Origin of the sequence: Sulfitobacter rhodophyticola (assembly GCF_041281685.2) — a bacterium.
GTDB lineage: Bacteria > Pseudomonadota > Alphaproteobacteria > Rhodobacterales > Rhodobacteraceae > Sulfitobacter.
Genome location: NZ_CP166251.2, coordinates 2,592,036 through 2,604,065, shown reverse-complemented (window position 1 = coordinate 2,604,065; position 12,030 = coordinate 2,592,036). Strand labels below are relative to the sequence as shown.

Here is a 12,030-nt window from a genome sequence, read left to right as displayed (position 1 = left end):
ACCCATTAGGCTCCCTTTGCAACAAGGGAGCCTTTTTCATGACAACCGTCACCTATCAAAAGGATGGCCGCATCGCGCGGCTCACGCTGAACCGGCCCGAGGTAATGAATGCCATCAACGACGACATGCCCGGCGACTTGCAAGCGGCTGTCGAAAGGGCGGATGCCGATCCGGAGGTGCACCTGATGGTCCTCTCGGGCGCAGGCGATGCGTTCTGCGCGGGCTATGATCTGGCCCACTACGCGGCCGACCCCGACAACAAGCTGACACAGCCAATGCCCTGGGACCCCATGCAGGATTATCAGTTCATGTGGGCCAACACGCAGGCCTTCATGTCGCTGTTCCGCGCAATGAAGCCGGTGATCTGCAAGGTGCATGGTTATGCCGTTGCGGGAGGGTCGGACATCGCGCTGTGCTGTGATCTTGTGCTGATGGCGGATGACGCGCAGATCGGCTACATGCCTGCCCGCGTCTGGGGCTGTCCGACGACGGCGATGTGGGTCTACCGGCTTGGTCCGGAGAAGGCCAAGCGCATGATGTTCACAGGCGACAAGATCACCGGGGTCGAAGCGGCGGATATGGCCCTTGTGCTGAAATCCGTCCCCGCAGATCAGCTTGACGCGGAAGTGGAGGCACTTGCCGCGCGGATGGCAGGGGTACCGATCAACCAGCTCGCCATGCAGAAGATGGTCATCAATCAGACGATGGAGGCCACCCTGAACCAGACCCAACGTCTTGCCACGGTTTTTGACGGGATCACCCGCCATTCCCCTGAAGGATTGAATTTCAAAGCCCGGTCGGAGGACGCAGGCTGGAAACAGGCGGTCGAAGAACGCGATCAGGGCACATTTGACTGGACCCGCAATCGGCAGATACCGGGGAACCGCGACTGAGCGGAGTTGGTTCCCTCTCTACCGGAATTGGCCTATGCCACCCCCACACCAGATGGAGCCACCATGACCCGTATCGTTGAAACACTCTCCGAAATCTCTGCCCAATACGACGCGTTGTTCGTTGATTTGTGGGGTTGTGTGCACAACGGCGTGCATGCCCTGCCCGAAGCGGTCGCAGCGCTGCAACAATACCGCAAGGAGGGTGGCAAGGTGGTTCTGGTCACGAACTCCCCGCGCCCACGCGCAGGCGTGCAGAAACAGCTGGTCCACTTTGGCGTGCCTGATGACGCTTGGGACACCATCGCGACCTCCGGCGATTCCGCGCGGTCGGCCATGTTTCTGGGCACCGTGGGTCAGAAGGTCTGGCACATCGGCTATCCCGGTGACGACCGTTTCTTCGAACCCCTGCACCTGATCGAAGATCCGATGACCATCGAACAGGTCCCGCTGGACCAGGCCGAAGGCATCGTCTGCACCGGCCCCGAAGACCCCTTGGCCGATCCGTCCGTCATGCGCCCGCAGTTCCTTTATGCCAAGCAGAAGGGGCTGAAACTGCTTTGTGCGAACCCCGATATCGTGGTGGACCGGGGCGATGTGCGCGAATGGTGCGCAGGCGCCTTGGCAAAGCTCTATACCGAGATGGGTGGCGAAAGTCTCTATTTCGGCAAACCGCATCCGCCGATCTACGATCTGGCCCGCCGCAGGCTGGCGGCGCTGGGGCGCGGCATCTCTGATGATCGCATTCTGGCCATCGGGGACGGGGTTCTGACTGATATCGCAGGCGCGATGGGCGAAGACATCGATTCCCTGTTCATATCCGGCGGTCTGGCTGCATCAGAAACAAAAACCGGACAGCAACCCGATCCAAATGCGCTAACCGCCTATCTGCAAAAGGAAATGTCCTCCCCCACCTATACGATCGGCCAATTGCGCTGATGCATTTAGGACTTGATTTTCTGCGCGCGCAAAGTAATTAAGTTCCAAACCGGGTGCTCCGGTGGTACTTTTATTACCGAGAGGTCAGTGATGTTGGACAATCTTCCGCGCGGCACAATCGTTATCGAGGACATCGAAATCGGGATGTTCCGCTATCTCCGCAAGGAAGTGACGGATGACGATATCGAAATGTTCGCCACCATCTCCACCGACCGCAACCCGGTGCATCTGGACGATGATTATGCACAGGACACGATCTTTCAGGGCCGCATCGCCCACGGCATGCTGACGGCGGGCCTGATCTCTGCGGTGATTGGCGAACAGCTACCCGGTCACGGCACGGTCTATCTGGGTCAATCGCTCAAGTTCCTGCGCCCCGTGCGCCCGGGTGATGTGGTCTATGCGGAGGTCAAGGTGACCGACATCGACCCCGCAAAGCGGATCGTCAAGATGGATTGCCACTGCTCCGTCAATGACAAGAAGGTGCTTGTCGGCGAAGCCACCGTGCTGGCCCCGTCACGCAAGTTCGACTAAGGCGTCGCGGCTTCTTGCCACTGCCTGCGCACGCGGCTAGGCAAGGCACATGCGGATTATTCGGGACCATGACAGCGTCGCGACCTCCGATCAGGGGGCGACAGCGGCGATCGGGAACTTTGATGGGGTGCACAAGGGGCACCTTTCCGTCATTGAACTGGCACGCAGCGCGCAGCCCGACGCACCGCTGGGCATCGTCACGTTTGAACCCCACCCCCGCAGCTTTTTTGCCCCCAATGCCCCGCCCTTTCGATTGATGAGCGCGGAGGCCCGTATGCACCGGCTGGAAAAGATCGGTGTGCAACGGCTGTATGAACTGCCCTTCAACAGCGCCCTTGCCGCGCTCACCCCCGAAGAATTCGCCCGCGATGTCCTGCATGCAGGATTGGGATTGCGCCATGTGGTGGTGGGTGCTGATTTCTGCTTTGGTCAGGGCCGCAAGGGAACGGCCGAGGATCTGCAACGTTTCGGCGCGCAATACGGCTTTGGCGTCACCATCGCGCCGCTGATGGCGCAGGGCGTGCAGACGGTCTCCTCCACTGCCATCCGCACAGCGCTCAGCGATGGACGTCCGCGCGATGCCGCTGAAATGCTGGGCCATTGGCACCGCATCGACGGACCCGTGCTGCACGGTGAAAAACGCGGCCGCGACCTTGGCTATCCCACCGCGAACATGTCCATCGAAGGCCTGCACCCACCGGCCTTCGGTGTCTACGCGGTGCTGGTGGATGTGCTGGATGGGCCGCATGCAGGCAGCTATCACGGCGTGGCCAGCCTTGGCGTGCGGCCGATGTTCGGCGTCAACACCCCCAACATCGAAACGTTCATCTTTGACTTCAAAGGGGATCTCTATGGCACCTCGCTTTCCGTCGGCCTGGTCGAACACCTGCGTGGAGAGGAGAAATTCGACGGCCTTGACGCCCTGATCGCGCAGATGGATGCCGACAGCGCCCGCGCCCGTGCCATACTCGCGGACCTATGACGAAACCCATCGCCGATCCCGACCTGCCCCCGCGTTTCTGGGAAAAGAAAACGCTGGCCAAGATGTCACCCAAAGAATGGGAAGCGCTGTGTGATGGCTGCGGCAAATGCTGCCTGAACAAACTGGAAGACGAGGACACCGGCAAGGTGGCCCTGACCCGCGTCGCCTGTCGTCTGCTGGACGATGCGACCTGCCGCTGCGTGCACTACGAACAGCGCCACCACTTCGTGCCCGATTGCATCGTACTGCGCCCTGACAATCTGGACAGCCACGCCTACTGGATGCCAGAAACCTGCGCCTATCGTCTGTTGTGGCAGGGCAACCCGCTGCCAGACTGGCACCCGCTGGTGTCGGGCGATCCGGATTCCGTTCACCGCGCGGGGATTTCCGTGCGCGGGCACACCGTGTCCGAATTCGACACCCCGTTCGAGGAATGGGAAGACCACATCATAGAGGACTCTGATTGATGTTTTTTGCCTCTGACAATGCAGGGCCCGCCCACCCGCAGGTCATGGAAAGGGTGATGGCGGCCAACGTGGGCCACCAACCGCCCTACGGCAATGACCCGATGATGGAGGAAGTGCGCACCGGCATCCGCCGCGTTTTCGAAGCGCCCGACGCGGAGGTCTTCCTTGTCTCCACCGGGACGGCGGCAAACGCGCTGGCACTGGCGTGCTATTGCCAGCCCTGGCAGGCGATCTTCTGCTCCGCCGTCGCGCATGTGGAAGAAGACGAATGCAACGCGCCTGAATTCTACGCGGGCGCGGCCAAGCTGACTTGCGTGCCCACCGATGACAAAATGACTCCCGACGCGCTGAAAGCCGCAATCACTGCCCGCGCGCCCGGTGACGTACACGCGGCCCAACCCGGCCCCGTCACCATCACGCAAGTGACCGAACGCGGCTCAGTCCACAGCCTTGACGAATTGCGCGCCCTGACCGCTGTGGCCAAGGCCCATGACCTGCCCGTGCATCTGGACGGCGCACGTTTTGCCAATGCGCAGGCAGCACTGGGATGCACTGCGGCTGACATGTCGTGGAAGTCGGGCGTCGATGTCGTCAGCTTCGGCGGCACGAAGAACGGCTGCATGGCCGTGGAAGCGGTTGTTTTCTTTGATCCTTCCAAGGCGTGGGAATTCCAGCTGCGCCGCAAGCGTGGGGCGCATCTGTTCTCCAAGCACAAGTATCTTTCCGCGCAGATGGCAGGATACCTTCAGGATGACCTGTTCCTGAAAACCGCAGAGCAGGCCAATGACAATGCCGCTTATCTTGCGCAGGGTCTCAGGGCGGCAGGTGCCACATTCCTGCACGAACCGCAGGCCAACATGATCTTCGTGCGCTTTGCCCGTGCGATCCACCAAAAGCTGCACGATGCCGGGGCGGTCTACAATCTCTGGGACGGTCCTCTTGCTGGCGCACCCGAGGAAATGGTCGCCGCGCGGCTGGTCTGCGACTGGTCCATCAGCCGCGAACAGATCGACGCTTTCCTCGCACACTTCTGACCATCACGCGCGCGCCAGCACCCTTTCGAAAACCTCTGCCACGGCCTGCGGATGCGTGATCGGTGCCATATGGCCCGCCTCCGGGATCACATCCAGCACCGCCCCCGGAATGCGGTCGCGCAGCCCCTCCAGCGTGGCGGCGATGGCCCCGTGTGCCAGTTCACCACGCACCAGCTGCACGGGCATGTCCAGACCACCCAGCACGCCGGGTGCCAGAATACCATCGGTGTCCTCATAAAGCAGCGCATAGGTGCTTGGCACCACATGGATGCCCCGTGTCATGGCCGCGCGGCTGCGCTCCGGCAGGGTGTTCCAGACGTTCTCTTCCGTACTCCACATCCGGTTGAACGCGCGCGCCGCTTCTTCCATGTTTCCCGCAGCGGCTGCTTGGGTGAACGGCATGGCAACGCGGTCGTGATCCGCCAGCGTTTCGGGCGCATCGGCCTTGGCAATGGCGAAGAACACCGGTTCGATCAACGTGATCGACCGCACCTTTTCAGGTGCGCGCGCCGCCAGCCGCAGCGCCGTCACCGCGCCGAACGAATGGCCGATCACATCCATCGGCGCATCGTCCATCAGCGCCAGCGTAGTGTCATAGACCGTCGCCGGAAAATCGCTTTGCCCGTCCCAATCAGGGCTCTTGCCATGACTGGGCAGGTCCGGCGCGATAAAATGCAACCGGTCGCCCAGCACCTTGGCCATGCCGTTCCACGCACCACCGAAGCCAAGCGTGCAATGCAGCGCCAGCACGCGCCGGGGTCCCTGCCCCAGATGATGTACGAAAGGGGCAAAGCCCGTCTGAACGCTCACAAATCGCCGGCCAGATGCAGATCAACATCTTCGATACGGTCCTGCCCCCAAAACCGCTGATCGCCCACGAAATAGAACGGTGCGCCGAAAACCCCGCGGTCTACCGCTTCTTCAAGGTTGCGGGCATAGGTCTCAGCCCCTTCCAGCAGACCGCTGTCTGCAAGACCCGGGTCAAATCCGGCGTCGGTCAGGCAGGCACGCACCACCTCGTCCTGCGCGATGTCCTTTTCCTCGGCCCAGACCGCCCGGGTGATCCCGTGCGCCAGCTTGCCCAGATCGCCGCCCCCGGCATTCTGCGCCGCGATAAAGGCATAGGCCGCGGGTGCCCCGTTTGTGGGCCAATGCGCCGGCTGCAGATTGAACGGCATGCCCAGTTTCTTCGCCTGTCGCACCAGTTCCTGCGCGCGGTACTCGATACGGCTGATGTGCCGATCCTTGGGCGGTGTCCCACCGGTCCGGGCAAATGCCGCGACAATGTCGAAAGGTTTGTAGTTGATCGTGGCCCCGTGCTTGGCCGCGACCGCTTCCAACCGCTCTCCGGCAAGGTAGCAATAAGGGGAAAGTGTCGCAAAAAAGTAATCGATCTGAGGCATCTGGTGTCCGTTCCATCGGTGGTTGCTTGGTGGCACGTTACGGCCATGTTAAGCGGGGTTCAATGTCGTGATTCTGTCACATTCCCGCTGCCACGGAGAGCCTTCCCCCATGCCCCTGACTTCCGAGCCGAAACTGATTACCGGCAATGCCAACAAACCCTTGGCACAGGCCATCGCACGGCGCATGTCCCTGCATCGGGGGGTCAATGTGGGCCTCGTGGATACGCGCGTCGAACGGTTCAATGACGGCGAGATTTTCGTGGAGGTATTCGAAAATGTGCGCGGGGAAGACATGTTCATCATCCAGCCCACATCGAACCCCGCCAACGACAACCTGATGGAACTGATGATCATGGCCGATGCGCTGCGCCGGTCCTCTGCCAGCCGCGTGACAGCGGTGCTGCCCTATTTCGGCTATGCCCGTCAGGATCGCCGCACCAAGGCCCGCACGCCGATCACCGCCAAGCTGGTGGCGAACATGCTGGTGGGCACCGGGATTGAACGGGTGCTGACCATGGACCTGCACGCCGCCCAGATTCAGGGTTTCTTCGATATTCCCGTGGACAACCTTTACGCTTCTCCGGTGTTCGCGCTCGATATCAAGAGCCACTTCAAGGACAAGATGGACACCCTGATGGTCGTCTCTCCCGACGTGGGCGGCGTGGCCCGCGCGCGTGAACTGGCCAAGCGGGTGAATGCCCCCCTCGCCATCGTGGACAAACGCCGCGAGAAACCCGGCGAAGTGGCCGAAATGACCGTGATCGGTGATGTGAAGGGCAAGACCTGCCTGATCGTCGATGACATCTGCGACACCGCCGGCACGCTCTGCAAGGCGGCCGAAATCCTGCTGGAGAACGGCGCGTCCGAAGTCCATTCCTACATCTCCCACGGCGTCATGTCCGGCCCCGCGGTGGAGCGGGTGACGAAATCCGTGATGAAATCACTGGTCATCACCGACACGATCCAGCCCACCGAAGAGATCAAGAAAGCCAAGAACATCCGCATCGTCCCCACCGCGCCGATCTTTGCACAGGCGATCCTGAACATCTGGAACGGGACGTCCGTTTCATCGCTGTTCGAGGCGGAAACACTGGGCCCGATCTATGACGGGATGTATCCGGGGTAATCGGGTCGCATTCGATGTCCGATGTGCGGACTTTGCTGGCGTTGGAATGGTTACTTCGACCGAGTGATCTCGTGCTAAGGTGCAGGTTCAACTAGACCAAAAATTTGGATCGGGCTGCTAACCCCACGCACTTCATGGTGACCTGGTTCGGTGAACATATCCGGGGCGTGCGTGGCGACTGTCTCTGTGGCCAACACCCTTTCGCCGATGGTCTTGGTAAGACCTTCGACCCTGCTCGCGAGATTTACCGCACTGCCAAGAACTGTAAAATCGAGCCTGCCTTGACTGCCGATGTTGCCGTAGCTGACCTGCCCGACATTGATACCGATGCCAATTGCAAGTTCGGATCTGCCGGCTTGGGTTCGGCTTGTGTTGAGCGCTGCAAGAGCGGCCAGTATTTGTTGTGCACACGTTGCTGCATCGCGACATCGTTTGGCACAATCATCAACTGTGGAGATCGGGAAGACCGACAAAACGCCGTCGCCCATGAATTTGAGCACATCACCACTGTTTTTCTCAACCGCCCGCACGACGACTTCAAAGTAGCTGTCGAGTGCCTCAAAAATCTCTTGCTCACTCTCCGTTTCAGAAAAAGCCGTGAAGCCGCGCAAGTCGGAAAACATCACCACGGCTTCCAGTGTCGTACGCTCACCACGTTGGATGGAACCATTCCAGACAGCTTCGCTTGGACCGGTGCCGAGATAGGTTCGCAAAAGGCTTTGGGTGGACTTGCGCATCGTAATCGGCTCCATCGCCGAAGACAGTCCCGGCAGAGCGCCCTCAATCATTGCCAAATGTTCAGGCGCAAAGCCTTCTTCAGCGCGCGTTGCGAAGGTACAGCCGTGTTGTGAACCGTCACCGTATTCCAAAAAGGTCGCATAATAGTCCGTGCCACCATCTGCCGCGAATTCAAGATATGAACTGTGATCCTTGTCGGGATCGAGATTGCGCAGGCTCTTGTGGAGCGGTCGTTGGTTCTCGAAAACAAATTCAAAGGAGCTGCCAATGTAGTCATCCGTCAGCATTCTTGCGTGTGTGACATCATAGCTTTCAGCGCCGTCGGGTGTCCAAACAACACCCCATGCAATCAGCAGAGGATTGGCGAAGCGCTGACCAATGTTTACCCGCCAAAGCGGCACACCGCCTTCAACCAAAGTTGTACAGAAATGCGACACTATCCTGATAGGATCGTCCGAGCACCGCCCCTCAGTCATCATCCAATTGTTGAGTGTTTCAATAGGATCCATGAAAGCAAGTTACCAAAAGGCAAAGGTCGTGCAAGGTCAGTGAGATATGGAACTTCAAGACTTTGGAGTAGCCAATGAACATTCAAGGAGGGCTCAAACCAGCGATCCAAAACGTCGATCCCCTCCCTCGGACTGCGACCGCCCGGCGCACGGCCATCCGCATGCGCCCCCTAAATCACATCCCAGTCATCATCATCCGGCAGTGATCCGATCGAAGACCACGCCACGCGCACCCGCGCCACGCGGGTGTCGCCCCAGGTGCGGAACACGATGTCGAACCCCTTTTCCGTCACCGCTTCGGCGCTCACGTCGGCGCGCATCACCGTGGTGGCGTCCAGATCCCAAAGGGAGATCGACACCTGCACCGTGGGCGGTTCCTTGTAGGGCGTATCGAAACGGATGTGCTTGCGGCGTTCGCGCTGGCCGCGGCCGGTCCACATCTCGCCCCCGTCTTCGTAGTCCGAAAACAAGACAACGTCGCCGCTGTCGACACCGATACTAAAACTGCGCAATCGTTTCATTTGACCCGGGAACCCGTATGTTCTTCATCAGGCTTGTCTAGGCGGTCTGATCCCAATGTAAAAGGGCCCCGCGTTTGCGAGGCCCCTTTTCATACCGTCAGATCGGTTCAGAGGTTGGGTTGCTTGGCCGAAAGGCCGATCTCGTCACCCATTGCCACCATGTCCGACAAAAGCTTGGCCGCGTCGTCAACCGGGCCCGGCTCATTCTGGAAGGCGTCTTTTGCCTTCGAATACGTCGCCTTGGCTTCTTCGACCATCTCGTCAAGCTGGTCTTGCGTCATGTCGCCCTTGACCACGGCACGTTCGGCCAGAACCGACACGCCATCAGCGCGGATTTCGGCAAAGCCGCCCGTGACCACGTAATCATGCGTCCCTTCAGGTCCTTCGACCTTCAGGATGCCGGGCCGCAGCGTGGTGATGGTGGGGGCATGCCCCTCCATCGCCGTCATGTCGCCGTCGGCGCCGGGGATCTGGACGGATGTGACCTGAAAGGAGGCCAGCCGCCGCTCGGGCGACACCAGATCGAATTGCATCGTGTCTGCCATTGCTTGACCCCCTTAGGCTGCGTCTGCGGCCATCTTTTCGGCTTTCGCCTTCACTTCGTCGATGCCGCCGACCATATAGAAGGCACCCTCTGGCAAGTGGTCGTATTCACCTGCCACAACCGCCTTGAACGACGCAATCGTGTCTTCCAGTGGCACCTGCACACCGTCGGACCCGGTAAAGACCTTCGCCACGTCGAACGGCTGGGACAAGAAACGTTCGATCTTGCGCGCGCGGGCCACGGCCAGCTTGTCGTCCTCGCTGAGTTCGTCCATCCCGAGGATCGCGATGATGTCCTGAAGCGACTTGTAACGCTGCAGAACCTGCTGCACGTCGGTCGCCACCTTGTAGTGCTCTTCCCCGATGATCAGCGGATCCAGCAGACGCGATGTGGAACCCAGCGGGTCCACAGCCGGATAGATGCCCTTTTCCGAAATCGCACGGTCGAGAACCGTTGTCGCGTCGAGGTGCGCGAACGAGGTCGCGGGCGCGGGGTCGGTCAGGTCGTCCGCAGGCACGTAAACGGCCTGAACGGAAGTGATTGAGCCGTTCTTGGTGGAGGAAATCCGTTCCTGCATCGCGCCCATATCCGTGGCCAATGTCGGCTGGTAGCCCACAGCCGAAGGGATACGACCCAAAAGCGCCGACACCTCGGAACCCGCCTGCGTGAAGCGGAAGATGTTGTCGACAAAGAACAGAACGTCCGATCCGGATTCGTCGCGGAACTGCTCGGCCAGCGTCAGGCCGGAAAGCGCCACGCGCATACGCGCACCGGGAGGTTCGTTCATCTGGCCGTAGACCAGCGCAATTTTCGAAGACGCCATGTCATCGGGCACGATAACACCGGATTCAATCATCTCGTGATAGAGGTCGTTACCCTCACGCGTCCGTTCGCCCACGCCCGCAAACACCGAGAGGCCGGAGTGCACTTTCGCGATGTTGTTGATCAATTCCATGATCAGAACCGTCTTGCCCACGCCGGCACCGCCGAACAGGCCGATCTTGCCGCCCTTCGTGTAGGGCGCCAGCAGGTCGATCACCTTGATGCCTGTGGTCAGGATCTCGGTCTCGGTGGACTGGGCATCAAAGGATGGCGCTTCACCGTGGATGGCGCGTGACTCCTTGGTGTCTACCGGGCCCTTTTCGTCAACCGGGTCACCGGTCACGTTCAGGATGCGGCCCAGGGTGGCCTTGCCGACGGGCACCTGAATGGGCGCGCCTGTGTCGGACACATCCGCGCCGCGCACCAAACCTTCGGTGGCGTCCATCGCAATGGCGCGCACGGTGTTTTCACCAAGGTGCTGTGCCACTTCCAGCACAAGGGTCTTGCCCTGGTTTTGCGTGTGAAGGGCGTTCAGAATTTCGGGCAGATCGCCTTCGAACTGAACGTCAACGACGGCGCCGATGACTTGGGTGATTTTGCCGACTGCTTTTGCCATGTCGTGTCTCCGATTTGCTTACAGCGCTTCCGCGCCGGAAATGATTTCGATCAGCTCGTTGGTGATAACGGCCTGACGGGAACGGTTGTATTGAATGGTGAGGCTGTCGATCATCTCGCCGGCGTTGCGCGTGGCGTTGTCCATCGCGGACATCCGCGCGCCCTGCTCGGACGCCGCGTTTTCCAGCAGACCTGAAAAGATCGCCGTTGCCACACCGCGGGGCAGCAGATCGGCCAGGATCGCTTCCTCGGATGGCTCGTAATCGAACAATGTGCTTGCACCTTCATCCTCTGACGCCTCAAAGGTCGCCGGGATGATCTGATGTGCACGCGGGATCTGGCTGACGACGTTCACGAAATCCGAATAGAAGATCGTGGCGACGTCAAACTCACCCGCATCAAAGCGGTCCAGCACGTTCTTCGCGATGCCCTGCGCATCCGCATAGGACAACCGCTTGACCTCCGTCATGTCGACGTGGCCCACCAGATGGTCGCCAAAATCGCGCTTCAGCTGATCGCGGCCCTTCTTGCCGACGGTCAGGATCTTCACGTCTTTGCCCGCCGCAAGCAGTTCCTGCGCATGGGCGCGGGCCTTCTTGACGATGTTGGTGTTAAAACCACCGCACAAGCCCCGCTCCGACGTCATGACGACAAGCAGGTTCACCTTGTCCGAACCGGTACCCGACAGCAGCTTGGGCGCTGAATCAGAGCCACCGACAGAAGCCGCCAGCCCTGCCATGACGGCATTGAACCGCTCCGCGTAGGGGCGCGACATTTCTGCCGCTTCCTGCGCGCGACGCAGTTTGGCTGCGGCCACCATCTGCATGGCCTTGGTGATCTTGCGGGTCGACTTGACCGACGAGATCCGGTTCTTAAGGTCCTTGAGATTTGCCATGGGCCTATCTC

At 60.4% G+C, this 12,030-nt stretch carries 14 protein-coding genes; 7 read left to right on the top strand and 7 right to left on the bottom strand.

Features of this window, described 5'->3' with window-relative positions:
- The first annotated feature begins 38 nt into the window (after positions 1-38).
- The 6 genes from AB4X18_RS13740 to AB4X18_RS13715 all read left to right on the top strand — a co-directional run bounded on the left by AB4X18_RS13740 (position 39) and on the right by AB4X18_RS13715 (position 4,846).
- Entirely contained in the window at positions 39-893 is an 855-nt protein-coding gene (locus tag AB4X18_RS13740; RefSeq protein WP_370400617.1) for a crotonase/enoyl-CoA hydratase family protein, read from the top strand.
- A 63-nt stretch (positions 894-956) separates the two neighbouring features.
- A complete protein-coding gene (locus tag AB4X18_RS13735; RefSeq protein WP_370400616.1) occupies positions 957-1,829 on the top strand; it encodes a TIGR01459 family HAD-type hydrolase in 873 nt (290 codons plus the stop codon).
- Between the two features lie 90 nt (positions 1,830-1,919).
- Entirely contained in the window at positions 1,920-2,363 is a 444-nt protein-coding gene (locus AB4X18_RS13730) for a MaoC family dehydratase (protein WP_370400615.1), read from the top strand.
- 49 nt (positions 2,364-2,412) lie between these two features.
- A complete protein-coding gene (locus AB4X18_RS13725) occupies positions 2,413-3,345 on the top strand; it encodes a bifunctional riboflavin kinase/FAD synthetase (protein WP_370400614.1) in 933 nt (310 codons plus the stop codon).
- Positions 3,342-3,812 carry a YcgN family cysteine cluster protein gene (locus AB4X18_RS13720; protein WP_370400613.1) on the top strand — a complete coding sequence of 157 codons (471 nt, stop codon included), beginning with the start codon at positions 3,342-3,344 and terminating at the stop codon, positions 3,810-3,812. The genes AB4X18_RS13725 and AB4X18_RS13720 overlap by 4 nt, the downstream gene beginning before the upstream one ends.
- The gene (locus AB4X18_RS13715; RefSeq protein ID WP_370400612.1) at positions 3,812-4,846 is read left to right on the top strand and encodes a threonine aldolase family protein; all 1,035 of its coding nucleotides are present in this window, start codon (positions 3,812-3,814) and stop codon (positions 4,844-4,846) included. The genes AB4X18_RS13720 and AB4X18_RS13715 overlap by 1 nt, the downstream gene beginning before the upstream one ends.
- Positions 4,847-4,849: 3 nt before the next feature.
- On the opposite strand, the gene AB4X18_RS13710 is transcribed toward AB4X18_RS13715, so the two are convergent.
- A complete protein-coding gene (locus AB4X18_RS13710) occupies positions 4,850-5,656 on the bottom strand; it encodes an alpha/beta fold hydrolase (protein WP_370400611.1) in 807 nt (268 codons plus the stop codon).
- Complete coding sequence (locus AB4X18_RS13705; protein ID WP_432816711.1) at positions 5,653-6,249, bottom strand: 2-hydroxychromene-2-carboxylate isomerase; 597 nt, start codon at positions 6,247-6,249, stop codon at positions 5,653-5,655. Before AB4X18_RS13705 ends, AB4X18_RS13710 begins: the two co-directional genes overlap by 4 nt.
- Positions 6,250-6,358: 109 nt before the next feature.
- On the opposite strand from AB4X18_RS13705, the gene AB4X18_RS13700 reads away from it, so the two are divergent.
- A complete protein-coding gene (locus AB4X18_RS13700; RefSeq protein WP_370400610.1) occupies positions 6,359-7,375 on the top strand; it encodes a ribose-phosphate pyrophosphokinase in 1,017 nt (338 codons plus the stop codon).
- 74 nt (positions 7,376-7,449) lie between these two features.
- Here AB4X18_RS13700 and AB4X18_RS13695 read toward each other — a convergent pair whose 3' ends face one another.
- From AB4X18_RS13695 to AB4X18_RS13675, 5 genes are all read right to left on the bottom strand, one after another.
- A complete protein-coding gene (locus tag AB4X18_RS13695; RefSeq protein ID WP_370400609.1) occupies positions 7,450-8,622 on the bottom strand; it encodes an adenylate/guanylate cyclase domain-containing protein in 1,173 nt (390 codons plus the stop codon).
- Between the two features lie 170 nt (positions 8,623-8,792).
- Positions 8,793-9,143, bottom strand: a complete 351-nt coding sequence (locus AB4X18_RS13690) for an H-type lectin domain-containing protein (RefSeq protein WP_370400608.1) — start codon at positions 9,141-9,143, stop codon at positions 8,793-8,795.
- Between the two features lie 107 nt (positions 9,144-9,250).
- Entirely contained in the window at positions 9,251-9,688 is a 438-nt protein-coding gene (locus AB4X18_RS13685) for a F0F1 ATP synthase subunit epsilon (RefSeq protein WP_370400607.1), read from the bottom strand.
- A 12-nt stretch (positions 9,689-9,700) separates the two neighbouring features.
- Positions 9,701-11,125, bottom strand: coding sequence for a F0F1 ATP synthase subunit beta (gene atpD / locus AB4X18_RS13680; protein WP_370400606.1), 1,425 nt, complete (start codon positions 11,123-11,125; stop codon positions 9,701-9,703).
- 18 nt (positions 11,126-11,143) lie between these two features.
- Complete coding sequence (locus tag AB4X18_RS13675) at positions 11,144-12,019, bottom strand: F0F1 ATP synthase subunit gamma (RefSeq protein WP_370400605.1); 876 nt, start codon at positions 12,017-12,019, stop codon at positions 11,144-11,146.
- Positions 12,020-12,030 lie beyond the last annotated feature (11 nt).

Coding starts and splice junctions, on each gene's coding strand:
- AB4X18_RS13700 (WP_370400610.1), top strand. CDS start 6,359: ATGCCCCTGACTTCCGAGCCGAAACTGATTACCGGCAATGCCAACAAA.
- AB4X18_RS13730 (WP_370400615.1), top strand. CDS start 1,920: ATGTTGGACAATCTTCCGCGCGGCACAATCGTTATCGAGGACATCGAA.
- AB4X18_RS13715 (WP_370400612.1), top strand. CDS start 3,812: ATGTTTTTTGCCTCTGACAATGCAGGGCCCGCCCACCCGCAGGTCATG.
- AB4X18_RS13685 (WP_370400607.1), bottom strand. CDS start 9,688: ATGGCAGACACGATGCAATTCGATCTGGTGTCGCCCGAGCGGCGGCTG.
- AB4X18_RS13735 (WP_370400616.1), top strand. CDS start 957: ATGACCCGTATCGTTGAAACACTCTCCGAAATCTCTGCCCAATACGAC.
- AB4X18_RS13690 (WP_370400608.1), bottom strand. CDS start 9,143: ATGAAACGATTGCGCAGTTTTAGTATCGGTGTCGACAGCGGCGACGTT.
- AB4X18_RS13720 (WP_370400613.1), top strand. CDS start 3,342: ATGACGAAACCCATCGCCGATCCCGACCTGCCCCCGCGTTTCTGGGAA.
- AB4X18_RS13725 (WP_370400614.1), top strand. CDS start 2,413: ATGCGGATTATTCGGGACCATGACAGCGTCGCGACCTCCGATCAGGGG.
- atpD (WP_370400606.1), bottom strand. CDS start 11,125: ATGGCAAAAGCAGTCGGCAAAATCACCCAAGTCATCGGCGCCGTCGTT.
- AB4X18_RS13740 (WP_370400617.1), top strand. CDS start 39: ATGACAACCGTCACCTATCAAAAGGATGGCCGCATCGCGCGGCTCACG.
- AB4X18_RS13695 (WP_370400609.1), bottom strand. CDS start 8,622: ATGGATCCTATTGAAACACTCAACAATTGGATGATGACTGAGGGGCGG.
- AB4X18_RS13675 (WP_370400605.1), bottom strand. CDS start 12,019: ATGGCAAATCTCAAGGACCTTAAGAACCGGATCTCGTCGGTCAAGTCG.
- AB4X18_RS13705 (WP_432816711.1), bottom strand. CDS start 6,249: ATGCCTCAGATCGATTACTTTTTTGCGACACTTTCCCCTTATTGCTAC.